Origin of the sequence: Qipengyuania algicida, from assembly GCF_009828025.1 — a bacterium.
In the GTDB taxonomy this organism is placed as follows: Bacteria; Pseudomonadota; Alphaproteobacteria; order Sphingomonadales; family Sphingomonadaceae; genus Qipengyuania; species Qipengyuania algicida.
Genome location: NZ_WTYA01000001.1, coordinates 282,592 through 303,592, shown reverse-complemented (window position 1 = coordinate 303,592; position 21,001 = coordinate 282,592). Strand labels below are relative to the sequence as shown.

At 63.8% G+C, this 21,001-nt stretch carries 17 protein-coding genes; all 17 read left to right on the top strand.

Annotation, left to right across the window (positions count from 1 at the left end; genetic code table 11):
* The first annotated feature begins 378 nt into the window (after positions 1 to 378).
* The 17 genes from GRI58_RS01570 (at position 379) to GRI58_RS15820 (ending at position 20,979) form a co-directional block, all read left to right on the top strand.
* The gene (locus tag GRI58_RS01570) at positions 379 to 864 is read left to right on the top strand and encodes a division/cell wall cluster transcriptional repressor MraZ (RefSeq protein WP_160751790.1); all 486 of its coding nucleotides are present in this window, start codon (positions 379 to 381) and stop codon (positions 862 to 864) included.
* On the top strand, positions 861 to 1,820 hold the full coding sequence (rsmH, locus tag GRI58_RS01565) for a 16S rRNA (cytosine(1402)-N(4))-methyltransferase RsmH (protein ID WP_160751789.1): 960 nt from the start codon (positions 861 to 863) through the stop codon (positions 1,818 to 1,820). The genes GRI58_RS01570 and rsmH overlap by 4 nt, the downstream gene beginning before the upstream one ends.
* Complete coding sequence (locus GRI58_RS01560; RefSeq protein ID WP_160751788.1) at positions 1,820 to 2,371, top strand: hypothetical protein; 552 nt, start codon at positions 1,820 to 1,822, stop codon at positions 2,369 to 2,371. Before rsmH ends, GRI58_RS01560 begins: the two co-directional genes overlap by 1 nt.
* A gap of 14 nt (positions 2,372 to 2,385) precedes the next feature.
* Positions 2,386 to 4,140, top strand: a complete 1,755-nt coding sequence (locus tag GRI58_RS01555; protein ID WP_160751977.1) for a peptidoglycan D,D-transpeptidase FtsI family protein — start codon at positions 2,386 to 2,388, stop codon at positions 4,138 to 4,140.
* Positions 4,137 to 5,612 carry a UDP-N-acetylmuramoyl-L-alanyl-D-glutamate--2,6-diaminopimelate ligase gene (locus GRI58_RS01550; RefSeq protein ID WP_160751787.1) on the top strand — a complete coding sequence of 492 codons (1,476 nt, stop codon included), beginning with the start codon at positions 4,137 to 4,139 and terminating at the stop codon, positions 5,610 to 5,612. Before GRI58_RS01555 ends, GRI58_RS01550 begins: the two co-directional genes overlap by 4 nt.
* Complete coding sequence (locus tag GRI58_RS01545) at positions 5,609 to 7,078, top strand: UDP-N-acetylmuramoyl-tripeptide--D-alanyl-D-alanine ligase (RefSeq protein ID WP_160751786.1); 1,470 nt, start codon at positions 5,609 to 5,611, stop codon at positions 7,076 to 7,078. The genes GRI58_RS01550 and GRI58_RS01545 overlap by 4 nt, the downstream gene beginning before the upstream one ends.
* 15 nt (positions 7,079 to 7,093) lie before the next feature.
* Entirely contained in the window at positions 7,094 to 8,164 is a 1,071-nt protein-coding gene (mraY, locus tag GRI58_RS01540; protein ID WP_160751785.1) for a phospho-N-acetylmuramoyl-pentapeptide-transferase, read from the top strand.
* The gene (gene murD, locus GRI58_RS01535) at positions 8,161 to 9,468 is read left to right on the top strand and encodes a UDP-N-acetylmuramoyl-L-alanine--D-glutamate ligase (protein ID WP_160751784.1); all 1,308 of its coding nucleotides are present in this window, start codon (positions 8,161 to 8,163) and stop codon (positions 9,466 to 9,468) included. The genes mraY and murD overlap by 4 nt, the downstream gene beginning before the upstream one ends.
* 2 nt (positions 9,469 to 9,470) lie before the next feature.
* Positions 9,471 to 10,727 carry an FtsW/RodA/SpoVE family cell cycle protein gene (locus tag GRI58_RS01530; RefSeq protein WP_419957009.1) on the top strand — a complete coding sequence of 419 codons (1,257 nt, stop codon included), beginning with the start codon at positions 9,471 to 9,473 and terminating at the stop codon, positions 10,725 to 10,727.
* Positions 10,724 to 11,932, top strand: coding sequence for an undecaprenyldiphospho-muramoylpentapeptide beta-N-acetylglucosaminyltransferase (murG, locus tag GRI58_RS01525; RefSeq protein ID WP_160751782.1), 1,209 nt, complete (start codon positions 10,724 to 10,726; stop codon positions 11,930 to 11,932). Before GRI58_RS01530 ends, murG begins: the two co-directional genes overlap by 4 nt.
* Complete coding sequence (gene murC / locus GRI58_RS01520; RefSeq protein WP_160751781.1) at positions 11,929 to 13,353, top strand: UDP-N-acetylmuramate--L-alanine ligase; 1,425 nt, start codon at positions 11,929 to 11,931, stop codon at positions 13,351 to 13,353. The genes murG and murC overlap by 4 nt, the downstream gene beginning before the upstream one ends.
* 116 nt (positions 13,354 to 13,469) lie before the next feature.
* Entirely contained in the window at positions 13,470 to 14,318 is an 849-nt protein-coding gene (gene murB / locus GRI58_RS01515) for a UDP-N-acetylmuramate dehydrogenase (RefSeq protein WP_419957015.1), read from the top strand.
* Positions 14,315 to 15,289 (top strand): D-alanine--D-alanine ligase, encoded by a 975-nt coding sequence (locus GRI58_RS01510; protein WP_160751779.1) that lies wholly within the window; start codon positions 14,315 to 14,317, stop codon positions 15,287 to 15,289. Before murB ends, GRI58_RS01510 begins: the two co-directional genes overlap by 4 nt.
* Positions 15,282 to 16,199 (top strand): cell division protein FtsQ/DivIB, encoded by a 918-nt coding sequence (locus GRI58_RS01505; RefSeq protein ID WP_160751778.1) that lies wholly within the window; start codon positions 15,282 to 15,284, stop codon positions 16,197 to 16,199. Before GRI58_RS01510 ends, GRI58_RS01505 begins: the two co-directional genes overlap by 8 nt.
* Positions 16,199 to 17,479 (top strand): cell division protein FtsA, encoded by a 1,281-nt coding sequence (gene ftsA, locus GRI58_RS01500; protein ID WP_160751777.1) that lies wholly within the window; start codon positions 16,199 to 16,201, stop codon positions 17,477 to 17,479. The genes GRI58_RS01505 and ftsA overlap by 1 nt, the downstream gene beginning before the upstream one ends.
* Before the next feature lie 135 nt (positions 17,480 to 17,614).
* Positions 17,615 to 19,255 carry a cell division protein FtsZ gene (gene ftsZ, locus GRI58_RS01495; RefSeq protein WP_160751776.1) on the top strand — a complete coding sequence of 547 codons (1,641 nt, stop codon included), beginning with the start codon at positions 17,615 to 17,617 and terminating at the stop codon, positions 19,253 to 19,255.
* An 11-nt stretch (positions 19,256 to 19,266) separates the two neighbouring features.
* Entirely contained in the window at positions 19,267 to 20,979 is a 1,713-nt protein-coding gene (locus tag GRI58_RS15820) for an SPOR domain-containing protein (RefSeq protein ID WP_160751775.1), read from the top strand.
* Positions 20,980 to 21,001 lie beyond the last annotated feature (22 nt).

Genomic DNA, 21,001 nt, shown 5'->3' with positions numbered 1-21,001 from the left:
GGAGGGCGGGATTTGTGGCGCTCGTCGGAATCGACTCGGGGATTTTACGGGACTACGTGAATCATCGAGGCTCCCGCCGGTGAAAAGACAGAAATCCAGCCGTTTGCGGTAAGGGTTTATTCATATCTCGGGAGGGCTTAATTTCGCAATTATCAATTAGTTTCAGGATATTACGGATAAATCCCCAAAAATCCCGTAATTTTCCCTTCCATCCCCGCGTAACTCGCGATATCACATCGGGACATCAGACATGGTGTTCTGGAACACGTCCTGCGCTTCGCGGCGTCGGGCGACCGCGGGCGTTTGTGCGCTTTGTGGGGCGGGGTGCCGTGTCAGCAGTTTGCGCGAGGCGGGAAGGCTTCGGGGGACAGGGACAAAGTGACCTTTGGGGGATACAGCGGACAGGCGTTTTCGCCGGCGGGCGACAAGGGTCGCTACGTCCTGCCGCCGCTGTTCCGGAAGGCGGTCAAGGAAAGCAGCGACGCGCGCATCCTCTGCCTTGCCAAGCACGACCGCTGGAACTGTCTCACCGGCTTTGGTCTGTCGCGTAAACCGGAACTCGAAGCGCAGCTCGATCGCGAAGAAGAGCTGGCCTATCGCGTGGGCCGCGAATTTGACCGCGACACACGCTCCTCGCAATTGTTCGGCTTCGTCGAGCTGCCCTTTGACGACAGCGGGCGCTTCGTGATGCCCGACCATCTGCGCGTGCTGGCCAATATCGATGACGGCTTGTTCGTGCAGGGCGGTGGACGCTTCTTCACCCTTTGGAATCCGGTTGAATTGTCGCAGATGGGTGATGACTGGGCTGCGGCAAAGGCGGCCTGCGAAGCGCTGGTGGGCGAAGCAAAGGCGAAGCGCAAATGAGCGCCGTTCAGCCTCATATCCCCGTTTTGCTCGATGAAGTGATTACGGCGCTCAACCCGCAGCCGGGCGATGTGCTGGTCGACGCGACGTTCGGAGCCGGTGGTTACACGCGTGCGCTGCTCGATCGCGGCGCAACGGTCCATGCCTTCGACAGAGATCCCGAAGCCGCCGCTTCGGGTCGCACGTGGCGCGAAGCGGGGGAAAACCCGCCGCGTCTTATTCTCCACCCGCGTCGATTCTCCGAAATGGCGGATGCCATGCGCGATTACGGAGTCGCGCGGGTGGATGGAGTCGTAATGGATATCGGTGTGAGCTCGATGCAGCTCGATCAGGCGGAGCGCGGCTTCGCCTTCTCGCTCGACGGTCCGCTCGACATGCGCATGAGCCAGGAAGGCCCGAGCGCGGCGGATTTCGTCAATGAGGCCGATGAGGGTGAGATCGCCGATGTGCTCTATACCCTGGGCGAAGAGCGTCAGTCGCGTCGTGTCGCGCGAGCGATCGTTGCGGCGCGTCCGCTGTCGACCACCGGCGAACTGGCACAGGTCGTGCGCAAGGCGGTCGGTTATCGGCCCAATTCGAACAAGGGGGGTGTCTCGAAGGATCCGGCCACCCGCAGCTTCCAGGCGATCCGCATCCATGTGAACGCCGAGCTTGACGAGCTCCGCCAGGGACTGGTCGCGGCCGAGCAATTGCTGGGCGAGGACGGCAAGCTGGCAGTGGTCAGCTTCCACAGCCTCGAAGATCGCATCGTCAAGCAATTCCTGCGCGCCGCGAGCACCGCCCCTGCTTCCTCGCGCCACCTTCCGCAGCTCGACGCCGAGAGCGCCGCGACTTTTTCCAAGGTCAGCAAGGCGATCCGTGCGGGCGAGGCGGAGACGACCAGCAATCCGCGTGCACGCTCCGCAGTGCTGCGTCACGCGATCCGTACCAACGCACCGGCAAGAAAGGCCGCCTGATGGCTTCGAAACCAGCCCCCGTACCCGGAAGTCGCCTGCGTCAGGCCGGTTGGGCGCTGACGTTGTCAGTGGCCTTTGCGCTGTTTCTCGCGCTGACCTTTCACGTCAACGCGATCCGCAATCAGGTGCGACTGACCGAACGGCAGATCGTGGCTGTGCAGCAAGACAAGCAGATGCTGGAAACCGAGTTTCAGTCGCGTGCCAGCCAGCGACAGCTGGCCGAATGGAACGCGGTCGATTTCGGTTTCAAGGCGCCGCGCGCCGACCAGTTCGTCGAGAACGAAACTCAGCTCGCCATGCTCGGTGCGCCGCGCCAGCTCGATGCGCCGCAGCCGATCCGCGTTGCGCGGGCCGAAACGCCGCAGGAATACTCGGCTGAAAGCCGCCTCGCGCAACTGATTTCGCCGTTTACGGATAAGCAGCTGGGCGACGAGGCACGCACCATCGCTGCGCACGAACTGCCGCGCGCGGCGCGAGCGGGCGCTGCTGGTCTCGCCGAACGCTTGGCACAGAGCCAAGGCTTCACCCGTTTGGCTGAGGTTCGCCAGTGAACGCCCATTCCTCGATGGGTGCGTTCCTGCCCGCCAACACTTCTCCTCCCGCCACGCTCAGCGTCAGCCGTATCCAGCTCGTGACATTGCGTCAAAAGGCGATGGAGCTGGCGCGCCAGCGCATCCTGTGGGTGACGGTTGGCTTCCTGTTCGTGGCGATCGTCGCGGTTTTGCGGATCGGTTTCCTCGGTATGTCGGACCGTTCGGTCGAAGCGACGAGCTTCGAGGAATCGCTACTCCCGCCGCGTGGTGAAATCGTCGACCGCAACGGCGTGCCGCTGGCGCGCGCCTTTCCCGCCTACGCGCTGTGGTTCGATCCCAATGCGCTCGGCAAGGGCGGTTCCCCGCTCATCAAGCCACCGGCAGAGGTGGCGCGCGAGCTGAAGGCGATCTTCCCCGACCTGGACGTGGCGAAGGTCACTCAGCTGCTTGCCTCGGGCAAGCCCGGCTATATCCGCCGCCGGGTGCTGCCCGAGCAGGCCAACAAGGTGCAGGATATCGGCGAGCTGGCACTGGAAATGCCGCGCGAGATGGACCGGCAATATCCGCAAGGTTCGCTCGCGGCGCATGTGCTCGGCTATGTCGGTGCGAACGGGCACGGCCATGTCGGCATGGAGGAAGTGCTCGACAAGCAGCTCCGCAATCCTGCGACGCGCGGAACGCCAGCGCAATTGAGCATCGATGTGCGCGTGCAGGGCGCACTTGAGGATGAGCTCATCCGTGGGATGCGGCTGGTCAACGCCAAAGGCGCTGGCGGTATCGTACTCGACGTCAACACCGGTGAAGTACTCGCACTCGCCTCACTCCCCGAATTCGATCCCAACCATATCGATGCCGAGGGCGAGAAGAACATGTTCAACCGGATGACCAATCAGGTCTATGAACTGGGATCCACCTTCAAGCCGATCACCGTTGCTGCCGCGCTCGATGCGGGGCTGATCACCGATATGGGCAAGCGTTATCCGGCTACGCCACTTCATATCGGCGGGTTCACGATCCACGACGACGAGAACTTCGGGGCGTCGCTCAACGTGCCGGAAATGCTGATCCATTCCTCCAACATCGTGGCTGCGGAAATCGCCGACGAGCTTGGGCCGGATCGCATGAAGCGCACGATGGAAAAGCTTCACATGAACGAGCGGCCCTTCATCGAGCTTCCCGCGCGCGGTTTTCCGATCTGGCCGAGCGGCAAATGGGCCCGCATTCGGGCGATGACGGTGGGCTTCGGGCATGGCGTAGCAGTCACTCCGCTTCACCTTGCCAGCGCCTACGCTGCGCTCGTCAATGGCGGAATCTGGCGCCCTGCGACGCTGCACAAGCTGCCCGCAGGCGACCAGCCGAGTGGCCAGCGCGTGTTCAAACCCAGCACCAGCGCGCGCGTTCGCCAACTCCTCCGGATGATCGCCCTCTATGGGACCGGGCGTAGCGCCAATGCTCCTGGCTTTCGCATCGGCGGCAAGACCGGAACCGCGGAAATGGCGGGCAAGGGCGGCTACCGTCGCCATTCGGTGATCGCGACCTTCGCCTCTGCCTTCCCGATGGACAATCCGCGTTACGTCGTTCTGGTGATGCTCGACGAGCCGCAGGGCACGCTTGCCAGCTCGTACCAGCGCACCGCCGCATGGAACGCGGCACCGATTGTCGGACGGCTGGTTCCGCGGATCGGTCCGATGCTGGGTGTCCAGCCGGATACCACTCACGATATCGATATCAGCGAGCTCAAACCACTTCTTCCCGAAGCCCAACAGGCTGCAAAGGACGGGCAATGAGGCTGGCGCGGTTGCTTGAACAGGCCCATCTTGCCGCTTCGGGCAATACCGATGCGCAAGTAACAGGCTTTGCCATCGATCATCGCAAGGTCGCACCCGGCACGGTTTTCGGTGCGTTCCAGGGCGCGCGTGTCGACGGTGAGGATTTCATCGCCGAGGCCGTCGCCGCCGGTGCGATTGCCGTAGTCACCAGACCCGAAGCGCAAGTGTCGGGAGCGGTCCATATCGCCGATTCGCTGCCGCGTCGTGCGTTCGCGCGTCTCGCAGCACAATTCTTCGCTCCGTTTCCGCGCCATATCGTCGCTGTGACCGGCACAAACGGCAAGACCTCGACCGTCGAGATGACCCGCCAGATCTGGCGCATGGCAGGCGAGCGCGCGGCCTCGATCGGCACGCTCGGGGTGACCACCCCGGACGAGAGCGTTTCGACCGGCTTGACCACACCCGACATCGTGACTTTCCTCGCCAATCTTTCCGGCCTCGCGCGTGAAGGCGTCACGCACATTGCCTATGAGGCGTCGAGCCACGGTCTGTCGCAATACCGGAACGAGGGTGTGCGTCCGCAGGCGGTCGCCTTCACCAACCTCAGCCGCGATCACCTCGACTACCATGCCGGCATGGACGACTATTTCGCCGCCAAGATGCGCCTGTTTGACGAGGTTGCAGCGGACGGTGGCACGGCGGTGGTGTGGTGCGGCAATGAAGCGGGTGATTGGTCCGCAAGGGCCGTCGAACATGCGAACAATCGCGGGTTGACCGTGATGACCGTGGGCGAACGGGGCGAGACGATCAGGCTCGTGGATCGCGAGGCCACCCAGCTGGGCCAACAATTGACCATCGAATATGCAGGCGAGACTCGCAAACTGTCGCTCCCACTAATCGGAGCCTATCAGGCGGCCAATGCGCTGACGGCTGTCGGACTGGCGCTGGCGAGTGGAACCGAGGCGTCTCGCGTATGGGATGCGGTCAGCCGTCTCCAGCCGGTTCGCGGCCGGCTCGAACGCGCGGTTATCACTCAAAGCGGCGCTCCGATTTACGTCGATTACGCGCACACGCCCGATGCCATCGAAGCGGCCATCGCGGCATTGCGCCCACATGTGGATGACCGTCTGATCACGGTTGTCGGCGCGGGCGGAGATCGCGATCACGGCAAGCGCGGCCCGATGGGTCGGGTCGCAGCTGAAGGGTCGGATATCGTAATCGTCACAGACGACAACCCGCGTGGGGAAGACCCTGCGACGATCCGTGCGGCGGTGATGGCGGGCGCGGGCGATGGTGCGCGCGAAATCGGGGATCGCCGTGCGGCGATCGCCGCTGCGATAGCCGAAGCCGGGCCGGGCGACATCGTCCTGATCGCGGGCAAGGGGCACGAGCTGGGCCAGATCATCGGCTCCGGGGAATCGATGACGGTGCTGCCGTTCGACGATGTAGAAATTGCGCGTGAGTGCGCTGCGGAAGGTGTAACGCTATGAGTGCTGCGATCCTGCGTCATCCTGCGGTCAAACCATGGCCGATCTTCTCCGAGGACCAGCTTCCGCTGGCGCTGTGGGACGCGCGCAGTATCGCCGAGGCCACCGGCGGCGTCGCGAGCGGCGATTTCGAAGTCTCTGGCGTGGAAATGGATTCGCGCGACGTCCGCAATGGCGATCTGTTCGTGGCCCTCAAGGGCGAAGCGATGGACGGTCATCGCTTTCTCGATGCCGCCTTCGCCAATGGCGCGACCGCAGCTTTGGTCGAGCAGCCGATCGCCCAGCCACATGTACTGGTGGCTGATACAAATGCGGCTCTGAAGGCGCTGGCGGCGGCGGCAAGGACGCGTGGCAGGAAAACGATCATTGGCGTCACCGGATCGGTCGGCAAGACGGGCGTAAAGGAAGCGATCTTTGCCGCGCTCGAACGTGCAAGTCGCGGCGCGACCCATCGCTCGATCCGCAGCTATAACAACCATGTCGGTGTGCCGCTCAGCCTCGCGCGGATGCCCGCACGCAGCAAGTTCGGCGTGTTCGAGATGGGCATGAACCACGCGGGCGAGATCGACGGGCTCGCTCGGCAGGTGCGTCCCAATGTCGCGGTCATCACGACCATCGCGCCCGCCCATATCGAGAACCTTGGCAGCGAGGAGGCGATCGCTGACGCCAAGGCGGAAATTTTCGCCGGGCTCGAACCGGGCGGCACCGCCGTCATTCCCGCCGACAGCCCGCATTATGAGCGACTGCACGCAGCGGCAGAGAAAGTCGGCGCGAAAATTGTCTCTTTCGGGACCGAGCGCCACGCAACCGTAAGGTTGCTTGATGCAATTCCTAGTGCCAACGGCGGCTCGCTCGTGACCTGCGAGCACAGCAGCGGGCGAATATGCTTCACCGTCGCCGAACCGGGCGCGCATTGGGTGATGAACGCATTGGCGGTGATGGCCGCCGTCCAGGCTGCGGGCGGCGATCTGGCTGCGGCAGGTATCGCCCTGGCAGAAATGGGTGGGCTGAAGGGGCGTGGCGCGCGTCACCAGATACCCGCACCCGGCGGCAATGCCCTCCTGATCGACGAAAGCTACAACGCCAATCCGGCGAGTATGCGCGCGACGCTTGCGCAGCTGGGAGCCACGCCCGCGACGCGGCGCATCGCGGTGCTTGGCAGCATGAAGGAGTTGGGTGACTTCGCTCCCGCCTTCCACGCGATGCTCGGTGAGCCGGTTACCGCAGCCAAAGTCGACTATGCGATACTGGTTGGCGACGAAATGACCGCTTTAGCCCGTGAACTGGGGAAATCGGGCGGATTGTCGCTTGGCTTCGACGGCAGCTTCACCCATTGCAAGTCGGCTGCCGAAGCGATCGATGCGATTGAGGATTTCGGCCTCGTCGCGGGGGACGCGATACTGGTCAAGGGATCGAATTCGGTCGGGCTCGGCAGCATTGTGGATCACCTCACGCGCACCAGACGTTAAAAGGACTGGCGCCCCATGCTTTACCTAGTGGCCCAATGGCTCGATTTTGCCGGTCCCTTCAACCTCATCCGCTACCAGACGGCGCGCGCCGGTGCGGCGCTGCTGACCGCGCTGTTCATCGGGCTGGTGATCGGTCCGCGTTTCATCGACATGCTGCGCGTGCGGCAGGGCAAGGGGCAGCCGATCCGCGAGGACGGGCCGCAAACACACCTTGCCAAGCGTGGCACGCCGACAATGGGCGGGCTGATGATCCTCGTCTCGCTGATATTGTCGATGTTCCTGTGGATGGACATGACCAACCCATTCGTCTGGGCGTGTATCGCGGTGACGGTGGGGTTCGGGCTGATCGGCTTCCTCGACGATTACGACAAGGTCCGCAAGGCAAGCCACAAGGGCGTTTCGGGCAAGGTCCGGCTGTTGATGGAATTCGTGGTGGCGGGGATCGCCAGCTGGATCATCGTCGGCCAGATCAACACCTTCCTCTACGTTCCTTTCCTCAATTACACCGGGGTGCCGCTCGGGCCGCTCTATTACGTTTTCGCCGCCTTCGTGATCGTGGGCGCGGGTAATGCGGTGAACCTGACCGACGGGCTGGACGGGTTGGCGACCATGCCGGTGATCATCGCCTCGGGTACCTTCGCTATCATCGCCTATCTGGCGGGCCGTGCGGACTTTGCCGGCTATCTCGGCATTCCGCATGTGCCGGGCGCGGGTGAGCTGGCGATCCTGTGCGCCGGGATCATGGGGGCAGGGCTCGCCTTCCTATGGTTCAACGCCCCACCTGCGGCGGTGTTCATGGGCGATACCGGTTCGCTGGCATTGGGGGGCGCGCTCGGCGCGATCGCGGTTGCGACGCATCATGAGGTGGTGCTGGCGATCGTCGGCGGCTTGTTCGTGTTCGAGGCGCTGTCGGTCATCATTCAGGTGTTCTGGTTCAAGCGCACCGGCAAGCGCGTGTTCCGGATGGCCCCAGTGCACCATCATTTCGAACAATTGGGCTGGTCCGAAAGCACGGTCGTGATCCGTTTCTGGATCATCGCCATCGTGCTCGCGCTGCTCGGCCTCGCGACGCTGAAGCTGCGGTGATTACGAGCGACGCCTGGAAAGGACAGCGCTTTGCAGTGCTGGGCCTTGCGCGTTCCGGGCGCGCGACGGTGGAGGCTCTGCTGGCAAGCGGGGCCGAGGTGCTGGCGTGGGACGCGAAGCCAGAGGCGCGCGAGCCATTTGTGGGCCGCGTCGCGCTCGCCGATCCACTTGAGGCGGACCTGACCGGCTATGCGGGCGTGGTGGTCAGCCCCGGCGTGCCGCTCAACACCCATCCGATCAAAACCTATGCCGACAAGTTCGGCGTGCCGGTAATCGGCGATATCGAGCTGTTCGCGCAGGCGCGCAGCGGTCTGCCGCCGCACAAGGTGGCGGGCATCACCGGCACCAACGGCAAGAGCACCACCACCGCGCTCACGCACCATATCCTCAAGACCGCCGGTGTGCCGACGACCATGGGCGGCAATATCGGCCTGCCGATCCTCGAGCAGGACCCTTTGCCGGAAGGCGGGGTCTATGTGCTTGAGCTGTCGAGCTACCAGATCGACCTGACCTTTTCGCTCGACTGCGATGTGGCTGTGCTGCTGAACATCACGCCGGATCACCTGGACCGCTACGAGAGTTTCGAGGCTTACGCGGCCAGCAAATTTCGTTTGCTGGCCATGCAATCGCGCGGCCATAATTCGATCGCCCGATTTGCTGATGCGCGTCTACTGGGCAAATTTGCGGACGGCTCAATTGCGAGTATTCTTGAGGATGTGCTTCAAAACCGCGGTATAGAGCCAAGCGAACAGGCAGAATGGCCCTCGCTTCAGGGACCGCATAACCTTGAGAACGCCAGTGCCGCGATCGAGACTTGCGACATACTCGGTTTGACGGGAGCGCAAATTCGTTCGGGGCTGCGCACCTATCCCGGCCTTCAGCATCGCATGGAGCGGATCGGCACCGTCGATGGCGCGCTCTACGTCAACGACAGCAAGGGCACCAACACCGCTGCCACCGCGCCCGCGCTGGCGGCGTTCGAGAACATCCACTGGATCGTCGGCGGGCTGGCCAAGGAGCCCGGGCTGGCCGAATGCGAGGCCGAGCTTCCCCACGTGAAGGCCGCCTATATTATCGGCAAGTCCGGTGCCGATTTCGCCGAGCTGCTTGAAGGTCGCGTCCCTGTCACCCGCAGCGAAACGCTCGCGCAAGCGGTCGCTGATGCGGCCGCCGCTGCCCAACCGGGCGACACGGTCCTCCTCTCCCCCGCCTGCGCCAGCTTCGACCAGTTCCGCGACTTCGAACAGCGCGGCGATGTCTTCCGCGCCGCCGTCCAGTCTCTTCCCGGTTTCGAGCCCGTATGAGCATGACCAGACCTTATGTCCCGCGCAGCGGCTATCGCGCCACACCAGTGCCGTCGCAAAAGCTGTCGCGCTGGTTGAAGCTCAAGATCTGGTGGCGCGAGGTCGATCGCGTGCTGCTGCTGATGGTGCTGGCGCTGATGGTGTTCGGTGCGGTTGCCGTTTCGGCGGCCAGCCCGGCGAGCGCCAAGCGGCTCTCTACCGCAGGCGACCAGCTCTCCCCACTCTATTTCTTCACCCGCAACCTCGCCTGGCAGGCCGTGGGCATCGCGGTGATGATCGGCACCTCCATGCTCAGTCGCCAGAACGCCCGGCGAATTTCGGTCGGGCTGACGGTATTCATGCTGTTTGCACTGTTCCTCGTCCCGATCCTTGGACACGAGGTCAACGGGGCAAGACGCTGGATCGATTTCGGGATACGCTTCCAGCCAAGCGAATTCCTCAAGCCCGTCTGCGCCGTGACAATGGCGTGGATCCTTTCGTGGCGGCTGCGCGATCCAAGCATTCCGGTGATCTCGCTGACCGGTATCCTGTTCGGCGTCATCGCGCTGCTGCTGATGATGCAGCCCAATCTCGGCGATACAATCCTGTTCGCGGGGTTCTGGTTCGTGCTGATCCTGATTGCGGGCGCGCCGGTCAAGCGGCTGGGCATATTGCTCGGCTGCGGCGCCGCGCTGCTGACTGCGACCTATTTTCTGTACGATAACGCGCGCCACCGTATCGACAGCTTTTTCGGTGGGGGCACCGCCTTCGATCAGGTCGATCTTGCCCAGCGCACCATCCTTGCGGGCGGCTGGTTCGGATCGGGATATGGTCTCGGCATTCGCAAGATGACGCTGCCCGAAGCGCACACCGACTATATCTTCTCCGTGATCGGGGAAGAGTTCGGGCTGATAGTTTGCGTGATCGTCGTGCTGGCCTATCTTGCAATCGTGGCGCGAGTGCTGATGAAACTGATCGACGAGGAAGACCTGTTCGCCCTGCTGGCGGGATCGGGCCTGACCGCTTTGTTCGGCGGGCAGGCGTTCATCAATATCCTCGTGAACCTGCAGCTGTTTCCGTCCAAGGGCATGACGCTGCCGCTGATCAGCTATGGCGGTTCGTCGACCATTGCGGTGTGCCTAACCATCGGGCTGCTGCTGGCGATCACCAAGCGCAATCCGTTCCTGACCCGCGAGACGCGCGGCCTGGCCGACCTGATCGGCTGGAACGAGCAACGCGCGAAGGGCGAGGCGCCATTCAAGCGGGACATTACACCGTGACCGGAGCCAATCGTCATTACGTGCTCGCCGCTGGCGGGACCGGGGGGCACTTGCTCCCCGCTTTCGCTTTGGCGGCAGAGCTGGACCGGCGCGGACACCATGTCGCGCTGGTGACCGATGCGCGGGGTGCGCAAATCCCCGGCAAGCCCGATTTCCTGACTGCACATGTCCTTCCCGTTGGTCGCTTCGGCAAGAATCCATTGGGCTGGATCAAGGGGCTGTCGGCGGTGATGGAAGGGCGGCGGATGGCGCGCGCGCTGTTCGACAGTTTCCAGCCCAGCGCCGTGGTCGGCTTCGGCGGCTATCCATCTTTGCCCGCGCTGCTCGCCGCGACCTCGGCGGGCATTCCCAGCGTGGTGCATGAACAGAATGCCGTACTCGGGCGCGTCAATCGCCTGCTGTCGGGCAGGGTCGATGCGATCGCCACCGCTTATCCCGATGTCGAGCGGCTGAAGCCCAAATTCCTGCGCAAGGTCCATCTGGTCGGCAATCCGGTGCGTCATGAACTGCTCGATCTGCGCGAGGAGGATTATCCCGAACTGACCGAGGACGGGCTGATCCGTGTGCTCGTGACCGGCGGGAGCCAGGGCGCTCGCGTGCTGAGCGAAGTGGTGCCCGACGGCCTTGCCATGCTGCCACCGGCCTTGCGGATGCGCTTGCAGGTTACCCAGCAATGCCGCCCGGAGGATCTGGAGGCAGTCCGCGAACGCTATCGCACGCACGACATTCCAGCCGAACTGGCGACCTATTTCGAAGATATGGCGGCAAGGCTGGCGGATGCGCATCTGTTTATCGGCCGCGCGGGCGCTTCCACGATAGCGGAACTGACCGCTGTGGGCCGCCCCGCCATTCTCGTGCCGTTGCCGATCGCGACCGATGATCATCAGGCGGCCAATACCGTTGAAATGGTCAAGGCTGGCGGTGCGCGGATGATCCGGCAGGAGCGGTTTACCGGCAAGGAGCTGGCCAAGCAGATCATGGCGCTGGCGGACAATCCCAAGGGGCTCGCCAATGCTGCCTATGCCGCGTGGAGCTGCGGGCGGCCCGATGCGGTCAAGGACTTGGCAGATCTCGTCGAAAGTTTCGGCGGGGCGGAGATGATGGACGTGATCAGGGTCGGTGCGAACACCGCGCGCGGTGCGACGCAAGGCGTGGCGACCGGATCGGCCAGCAACAGGACGAGCATGGGAGGTCGCGCGGCATGAGGGGTGTGGGCACCGATATCGGCACCATCCATTTCGTCGGCATCGGCGGCATCGGCATGTCCGGTATTGCCGAGGTGATGGATAACCTCGGCTACAGCGTGCAAGGCTCCGATATTGCCGCCAACGCCAGTGTCGAGCGGCTGCGCGCACGCGGCATTCCGGTCAGTATCGGCCATGCGGCGGAAAACGTCGAAGGCGCGGCGGTCGTCGTCACCTCGACCGCAGTCAAGCGGACCAATCCCGAAGTCGCCTTCGCGCTTGAAAATCGTATTCCCGTGGTGCGCCGCGCGGAAATGCTGGCGGAACTGATGCGGCTGAAATCCACCGTCGCGGTGGCCGGGACGCATGGCAAGACCACCACGACCAGTATGGTCGCCGCGCTGCTCGATGCGGGCAATGTCGATCCCACTGTGATCAATGGCGGGATCATCGAACAATACGGCTCGAACGCGCGTCTGGGCGACAGCGACTGGATGGTGGTCGAAGCGGATGAGAGCGACGGCAGCTTCCTGCGGCTCGACGGGACGATTGCGGTGGTCACCAATATCGACCCCGAGCATCTGGAACACTACGGCGATTTCGAAGGCGTGCGCCGCGCCTTCGTCGAATTTATCCACAACGTCCCCTTCTATGGCGCGGCGATCCTTTGCGTGGACCACCCCGAAGTGCAGGCGGTGATCGGCAAGGTTCGTGACCGCCGCGTTATAACTTACGGTTTCTCGCTCCAGGCGGACATCTGCGGGGTCAATGTGCGCGCCGAAGACGGCGGCAATCGCTTCGACGTGATGATCCGCCAGCGCGGACAGGAGGATCGCAGGATCGAAGGCGTCTTCCTGCCGATGCCCGGTCGCCACAACGTCCAGAACGCGCTTGCCGCGATTGCGGTGGCAATCGAAATGGGCTGCGGCGACGATGTGATCCGGGACGGCTTTGCCCAGTTCAGCGGCGTGCGGCGGCGCTTCACCCGCGTCGGTGAAGTCGCGCTGGATGGCGGCAAGGCGGTCATCATTGACGATTACGGCCACCACCCGGTCGAAATCCGCGCCGTGCTCGCCGCCGCGCGCGAGGCCGCCGGTAAAGGCCGCGTGCTCGCGGTCGCCCAGCCGCACCGCTATACCCGCCTGCGCGATCTGATGGACGAGTTCCAGAGCTGCTTCAACGAAGCCGATGCCGTGTTCGTCACCCCGGTCTATGCTGCGGGCGAAGACCCGATCGAAGGCGTCGACAGCGAACATCTCGTTGCCGGGCTCAAGTCGCGCGGTCATCGCTCGGCGTTGGTGGTGCATGAATTTGACGAGCTGGCGACGATATTGGCCGGCGAGATCAAGCCGGGCGATCTGGTTGTGTGCCTCGGCGCAGGCGACATCACCAAATGGGCCGCAGGCCTTGCTGAGGCCATCGAAGGACATCGGCAAGCATGAGCATGGATCAGCCCGACTGGCCCGAATATGACGATGGCAGGGCACCCGATTGCGAGGTCGAGGGCGGCGCCGAGGGTGGTGTCCCGATCGAGAGCGTGCGTGGCCGTATCACCTGCATGGCGCCTCTCGCGCCGTTGGTGTGGTTCAAGGCCGGCGGGGTGGCCGACTGGCTGTTCGAGCCTGCCGACATCGATGATCTCAAGGACTTCCTGCAGCGGCTCGACGGACGGCTGCCGGTGATGGCGCTGGGGCTGGGATCGAACCTGATCGTGCGCGATGGCGGCGTGCCGGGAGTGGTCGTGCGGCTGGGTAAGCCTTTTGCCAAGGTCGAGGTGCTTGACGATTGCGTGCTTGCCTGCGGGGCGGGGGCGCATGGCATATTGGTTGCGAGCACTGCGCGCGATGCCGGGATCGCGGGGCTTGAATTCCTGCGCGGTATCCCCGGTACGGTCGGCGGATTCGTGCGGATGAACGGCGGCGCTTATGGGCGCGAAGTCGCCGACATATTGGTTGATTGCGACGTGGTGATGCCCGATGGTCAGTTGGTGACATTGCCTGCGCGCGATCTCCAATACTCGTACCGGCATTCCGACCTGCCCGATGGTGCGGTAGTGGCCGCAGCGCGCTTCCAGGGTACGTCCGGCGATCCCAAGGCCATCGGTGCGGAGATGGACCGGATAGCGAAAGCGCGCGAGGAATCGCAGCCGTTGCGCACCAAGACCGGCGGCTCGACCTTCAAGAATCCGCCGGACAAGAAAGCATGGCAGCTGGTCGATGAGGCTGGGTGCCGCGGCATGACGCTGGGCGGGGCGCAGGTGAGCGAGAAGCACACAAATTTCCTTATCAACACTGGGAGTGCCACCGGCGCCGATATCGAGGCGCTGGGCGAAGCGGTACGCCGCAAAGTCTACCAAAACAGCGGTGTCGGCCTCGAATGGGAAATCCAGCGGGTAGGGCGGGTATGACCCTCAACAGCAAACTCCACGTCGCCGTCCTCATGGGTGGCTGGGCCAATGAGCGGCCCGTCAGCCTGATGTCGGGCGAGGGCGTTGCCAAGGCGCTCGAGTCGCGCGGGCATCGCGTGACGCGAATCGACATGGACCGCTCTGTTGCCGCGCGCATTGCCGAGGCTGCGCCTGATGTCGTCTTTAACGCGCTCCACGGCGTGCCGGGCGAGGACGGAACTGTGCAGGGGATGCTCGACCTGATGGGCGTGCCCTATACGCATTCCGGCCTTGCCACCTCGGTCATCGCGATCGACAAGCAGCTGACCAAGAACGCGCTGATCCCGCACGGCATCCCGATGCCCGGTGGACGGATCGTGAAGAGCGCGGAGCTGTATGAGCGCGATCCGCTGGCTCGGCCCTATGTGCTCAAGCCCGTCAACGAGGGTAGCTCGGTGGGCGTCGCCATCGTCACCGACGCCAGCAATTATGGCAATCCTATTCGCCGCGACGCGAAGGGGCCGTGGCAGGAATTTCCCGAGCTACTCGCCGAGCCCTACATCAAGGGCCGCGAGATGACCGCGGCGGTCGTGGATTTCGCCGACGGCTCACGCGCACTGGCAGTTACCGAGCTGAAGCCAAAGTCCGGCTTTTACGATTTCGACGCCAAATACACTGACGGCATGACCGAACATGTGTGTCCCGCGCAAATTCCTGCGGAAATCGAGAAGCTCTGTCTCGAGATCGCGCTCAGGGCGCATAGCGTGCTTGGTTGCCGTGGTTGCAGCCGGACCGATTTCCGCTGGGATGAGGATCAGGGCGAGGATGGGCTGTTCGTGCTCGAAACCAATACCCAGCCGGGCATGACCCCGCTCAGCCTCGTGCCCGAGCAGGCGAAATACATCGGGATGGAATATGGCGAGCTGGTCGAGACGATCATCGCTGCCGCGCTCCGCCACTTCGATGGGCCGAAAGGCGAGGGCGATGGCTAAGGTCAAGCGTTCGGCGCCGGGCGTGCGTCGCTCAGCCGCCGCCCGCAGCCGCAGCCAGAAAGCCCGCAAGGCGCGCTCCCACACCGTTGGCGTGGTCGGGCGGATGCTGGCGATACTGCCGTTCACCGAAGAACAGCTGCACAGGTTTTTCCTTGTCGTGATCCTTGCTGCCGTCGCGGCGGCTGGGTGGGGCATTGCTAGCCTTGCCGGATTGCCCGCCATTGCTGGCGCCGAATTCGCCCGTTCGGCGGCGGATGCGGGCTACCGTGTCCACCGGATCAAGATCACCGGGGTCAAGCGGATGAGCGAGGGCAGCGTCTATGCCCACGTGCAGGACCAGCTGGATCAGCCGATGGCACTGGTCGATCTCGACGCGCTGCGCCAGCGGCTGCTGGAACTGCCGTGGGTCAAGGACGCGCGCGTTTCCCGCCATCTGCCCGATACGCTGCTGATCGATATCGTCGAGCGCGTGCCGCGCGCGGTGCTGGTGCGGCCCGACCACCTCGAACTGATCGATGGTACCGGGCACGAACTCGAACCGATTTCGCTGGCTGCCGCCAAGGCAAAAGGCTGGTTGATGATTTCCGGCCCCGGTGCACAGCGCGAAGTGCCCGCGCTCGACCAGCTGCTCGATAATGCGCCCGCGCTCAAACCTCAGGTCGCCGCTGCCGAATGGGTCGGCAACCGCCGCTGGAACCTGACCTTCAAGACCGGGCAATTGCTCGCGCTTCCCGAAGGCGCGGATGCCGCGCCCGCGCTGGTGCAGTTTGCCAAGCTCGACGGGATGAACCGGCTGATAGGGGGCAAGGTGGTGGCGATCGATATGCGCGTGCCGGGACAGGCGGCTTTCCGTTGCTCTGGTGGACCATGCTCGAAAGACATGATCGGCTCGTCCGGAGGGACAAACTGATGGCGCCGCCACGCATCACGCGCGCCTTCGGGGCGGTCAATATCGGCTCCTTCAGGGTGTCCGCGATGATCCTGGGGCAAGACGAAGCCGGCGCGCTGCAAGTGCTGGGATCGAGCCACCGCCGCGCGGAAGGAGTCAAGCGCGGCTACGTCACCGATATGAACGCTGCGAGTAGCGCGATCCGGCAAGCAGTCGAAAAGGCGGAAAGCACCGCGCGCACGGCCGTATCCAGCGTATGGATCGGCTGCGCGGGGGCGGGCCTGTCGAGCAAGGTCGCCAGCGTCGAAATCGCGATCGGTGGCAGGCGGATCGAGGAAGACGATATCGAGCAGCTGCTGATCGCCGCGCGCGATCACATCCAGCCGGAAGGGCGGATGGTGCTGCACGCGCAGCCCGCGCATTATACGCTCGACGGCGCGCATGGCATCGCCGATCCCAAGGGGCTCCATGCCGAAACGCTGGGCGTCGATGTCCATGTTGTGCTGGCCGAAGGTCCGCCGGTGCGCAATCTCATCGAGGCGGTCCAGACCGCTCATCTGGAAGTCGAGGCGGTGGTCGCCAGTCCGCTCGCCAGCGCCTTCGCTTGCCTTTCTTCCGAAGAGCGGGAGCTGGGCGTCGCGCTGGTCGAGATCGGGGCGCAGGTGACGCATGTCTCGGTCCATGCCGGCGGGATGCTGCTCGGATTGAAATCGATCCCGGTCGGCTCGAACGACATAACCGATGCCATCGCATCCAACCTCGGCATACGCCGAAGCCAGGCCGAGCGGCTGAAATGCGTGTCAGGATCGGCCATCGCCACGCCCAGCGACCATCGCGAGATGATTCCGGTCAACGGGCCTGGTGAAGAGGACGATGCGCCGATCGCACGCGGAGCGGACGAGCAAAACCGCATTCCGCGCGCCGAACTGGTTTCGGTCGTCACCGACAGGCTGGCCGCACTGGCAGCGGAAATCAGCAAGGGGCTCAAGGCTCTGGGCTTTTCGGGTGCCAATGCCGGGCAGGTGGTGCTCACCGGCGGAGGCGCTGAACTGCACGGCATCGCGGAATTCATGCAGGGCGCACTGGGCAGGGCGGTGCGGATCGGCCGTCCGCCGCATATTTCAAGCCTGCCCGAGGCCCACGCGACGCCCGGATTCGCGACGCTTGTCGGCCTGTGTCTCTACGCCGTTGAAGATCCTGTCGATATTCGCATGATCGGCGAGGACCGGCAAACAGTTGGCAAATACGGCCCCAGCAATATGATCAGACGTGTGTTTCGTGCGATACGAGATTATTTTTGATGGCTGAATCGCCTTGCGACAGGGCATAGAACCCTTGTGGATAAGGTGAGCGCGACTATGCACTGCCGAGCGGCTTTGTGCCACTGAGGGCGCTAGCTGTAATTTTTGACCGAGACCCTTGGAAGGCAAGCCTCGATGAGCATCAATATCGGACCCATCCCGTCGGACGATCTTCGCCCACGGATTACTGTGATCGGCATCGGTGGCGCAGGCGGCAACGCCATCGCCAACATGATGGCGGCAGAGATCGAAGGCGTTGATTTCGTCGTGGCGAACACCGATGCGCAGGCGCTCAGCACGTCGCAGGCTGACAAGCGCATTCAGCTCGGGCCGGATATCACGGGCGGGCTCGGTGCAGGCGCAAGGCCCGAAGTGGGCAAGGCCGCCGCAGAAGAAACCGTGGCGGAGATCGAGGAGGCTCTCGAAGGCGTCAACATGTGCTTCATCGCGGCCGGCATGGGCGGCGGGACCGGCACCGGCGCAGCGCCGGTGATCGCAGAGGCCGCCCGTCGCAAGGGCGTGCTGACCGTTGGCGTGGTGACCAAGCCGTTCCTGTTCGAAGGCACGCGCAGGATGCGTGCGGCAGATTCGGGGATCGAGGAGCTGCAAAAGCACGTCGATACGCTGATCGTCATTCCGAACCAGAACCTGTTCCTGGTCGCCAAGGCCGACACGACCTTTAAGGAAGCCTTCGAACTGGCTGACGAGGTGCTGCAGCAAGGTGTCCGCTCGATCACCGATTTGATGGTAATGCCGGGTCTCATCAACCTCGACTTTGCCGACGTGCGCTCGGTGATGAGCGAGATGGGCAAGGCGATGATGGGGACGGGTGAAGGCGAGGGTGAAAACCGCGCGCTGGAGGCTGCCGAGCGCGCCATCGCCAACCCGCTGCTCGACGGCGTCTCGATGACCGGGGCCAAGGGCGTGATCATCTCGATCATCGGTGGCGAGGACATGAAGCTCCTCGAAGTCGACGAGGCGGCCAATCACATTCGCGGGCTCGTCGATGAAGACGCCAACATCATCTGGGGTTCGGCGTTCAATCCCGACCTTGAAGGCAAGATCCGCGTGTCGGTGGTCGCCACGGGGATCGATAATGCTGGTCAGGTGCAGGCGACTCCCATGTCGTCCAGCGCATCCTATTCGCTGGGTGGCTCGCGCCCGCCCAAGCGCCCGACGCTCGAATTGCCGCGCGGCGCAGCACAGGACGAAGAGCCGTTCGAGCTGAACGAAGGGCTTTCGGCAGAACCGGAAGAAGAATTGCCGGAACTCACCCCCCCGCATGGCCCCGATGCCGAAGCCGAGCCGATGGAACTGTCCGGTTTCGACTATGCCGAGGATGAGACCGAAAGCGTCGCTACTGCCTACTCATCCAGCAGCGTGAGTGGCGATGACGACGAATATGACGACGTCGACGATATCGTCGATCCTCTGGCAGGCTTGCGAAACGAGCACACCGAAAGGTTTGACGGCGACGGGCGCGACGACGGTGAGGGCGGCGCAGGGCATGGGCCGCTCGATTTGTCCGAGGAAGATGCGACAGACAACGGTTCGAGCGGTGGCTTGCTGCAACCCAAGCGCCGTCGGCCACTGGTGTCGGGAGAAAGCGGTTCGGGCGGGGGTACTCCGGCTGGCAACACGCTGTTCGAACGGATGGCGAATCTCTCGCGCGGATCGGCACCGGCGGCGAGCGGATCGGACGACGACGAGGAAGACGATGAGGGTGGTCCCACGCTCAATATCCCGCGTTTTCTCGGACGGCAGAACAACCAGTAAGCGAAGGTTCAGTGGCCACACCCAACTGGGTTGGCATGGCGTGTATGATTGACGAGAAATCCAGCCTGCGACAGGCGAGAATCCGGCTGCTGGTGAGCGGCGCGTTGGGCTGCACTGCGTGTCTCGCTGCACCGATAACGACGCCTGCTCTGGCGCAGGATCCGCCAGGTGCGGTGGTGCAGGCGATTCCGCCGCCGGCGGTCGACAAGCTCAATGTCGCAATGCGCAAGCTGTCGTCGAACCCGACCGATCTCGACGCGCTGATCGAAGCCGGGAACGCGGCGCTCGTGCTGCACGATCCGGGGTCGGCGGCGAGCTTTTTTGCCCGCGCTGCCAAAGTCGCGCCCAAGGATCCGCGCGTCGCACTGGGCTATGGACGGGTCGAATTCGCACGGCGCAATCCGGTCGATGCCCTGCGGCTGTTCAACGACGCGGAGCGCGGCGGCGCGGATATGAATGCAGCTGATATCGAGCGCGCTGTGGCCTATGATCTGGTGGGCGACAATTCGGCCGCCCAGGCGATCTATGCACGGCTGTTGCGCAAAAAAGACGATCCCGACACGCGCCAGAAGCTGGCGATCAGTCAGGCCATCTCGGGCAAGCGCGCCGAATTCGAGAAAACCCTGTTGCCGCTTTTGCGCCGCAACGATCGCTCCGCATTCCGGACGCGCGCATTCGGCCTCGCAATCCTCGGTCAGACGGAAGAAGCGGTGAAGATCGCCGATGCCATGATGTCGAGCGACATGGCGCTCAAAATGGCACCATACCTGCGCTACATGCCGCGCCTCACGCGGGCGCAACAGGCTGCGGCGGCAGACATGGGCATCTTTCCGGCAGAATCGCAGATTGGCCGGGATCGCCCCGAAATTGCCGCTTATGCCTCCAGGCTGACAGGCGTGCAGCGGTCCGCCGATGCCGCGCTGGAGCCAACCGGAACCCCGCTGGGGCCGCGTGCCGACCGCTCATCGAGGAAGCTCGCAGTGGCGAAGCCACAAACTGAACGCCGGTCCAATCGCTCGGCTACTACCGAGCTGCCACCGATTCCGGAAACGGGTTCGCGGACGGAGCGGGCGCTCAATTCGGCAGCGCAACGGCAAACGGATATGCGCGGAACGGTGCAATCGCGTGAACTTGCGCGCAACAGTCTGCCTTTTCCTGCGGCCCGGCCCACGCCGACAACGGCCCCAAGCGCGGCACCGACCCCGGCTTACCAAAGACCCACACCGCCACCAGCGCTGCCGCAAAAGCCACAGGAGAGCGTTGCCCAAGCGTTTGCCGATCTCGGCCCGGCGCCGAAGAAGGCGGTGCTGAAACGAAGCAATGTGGTGGACATGGCCAAGTTCAAGCCACCGCTCGAGGAATCGGCTGCCGAAAAGGCCGCGGCGAAAAAGGCCGCTGCCGAGAAGGCTGCCAAGGAAAAGGCAGAGCGCGAGAAAAAGGCCAAGGAAAAGGCGAACCCCGCCCGTTACTGGGTACAGGTCGCGACCGGCAAGAACATAAAGGCTCTGGGTTTCGACTGGCGCAGGATCGAGAAGAAATCGAACGGCATTCTCGACAACAAGGGACCCTATACGACCCCGTGGGTCGAAGCGAATCGGCTTCTGGCCGGGCCTTATCCGAGTGAGAAGGCCGCTGATCGCGTGATCAAGAAGCTGAAAGAGAAGGGAATCGACTGTTTCGCCTTCACCAGCGATCCCGGACAGGTGATCGACAAGATTAACTGATCGGAGCGCACGGGATCGATCG

Coding starts and splice junctions, on each gene's coding strand:
- ftsA (WP_160751777.1), top strand. CDS start 16,199: ATGGCGCCGCCACGCATCACGCGCGCCTTCGGGGCGGTCAATATCGGC.
- GRI58_RS01530 (WP_419957009.1), top strand. CDS start 9,471: ATGACCAGACCTTATGTCCCGCGCAGCGGCTATCGCGCCACACCAGTG.
- murC (WP_160751781.1), top strand. CDS start 11,929: ATGAGGGGTGTGGGCACCGATATCGGCACCATCCATTTCGTCGGCATC.
- GRI58_RS01545 (WP_160751786.1), top strand. CDS start 5,609: ATGAGTGCTGCGATCCTGCGTCATCCTGCGGTCAAACCATGGCCGATC.
- GRI58_RS01555 (WP_160751977.1), top strand. CDS start 2,386: ATGGGTGCGTTCCTGCCCGCCAACACTTCTCCTCCCGCCACGCTCAGC.
- murB (WP_419957015.1), top strand. CDS start 13,470: ATGGCGCCTCTCGCGCCGTTGGTGTGGTTCAAGGCCGGCGGGGTGGCC.
- ftsZ (WP_160751776.1), top strand. CDS start 17,615: ATGAGCATCAATATCGGACCCATCCCGTCGGACGATCTTCGCCCACGG.
- GRI58_RS01510 (WP_160751779.1), top strand. CDS start 14,315: ATGACCCTCAACAGCAAACTCCACGTCGCCGTCCTCATGGGTGGCTGG.
- rsmH (WP_160751789.1), top strand. CDS start 861: ATGAGCGCCGTTCAGCCTCATATCCCCGTTTTGCTCGATGAAGTGATT.
- mraY (WP_160751785.1), top strand. CDS start 7,094: ATGCTTTACCTAGTGGCCCAATGGCTCGATTTTGCCGGTCCCTTCAAC.
- GRI58_RS01505 (WP_160751778.1), top strand. CDS start 15,282: ATGGCTAAGGTCAAGCGTTCGGCGCCGGGCGTGCGTCGCTCAGCCGCC.
- GRI58_RS01560 (WP_160751788.1), top strand. CDS start 1,820: ATGGCTTCGAAACCAGCCCCCGTACCCGGAAGTCGCCTGCGTCAGGCC.
- GRI58_RS01550 (WP_160751787.1), top strand. CDS start 4,137: ATGAGGCTGGCGCGGTTGCTTGAACAGGCCCATCTTGCCGCTTCGGGC.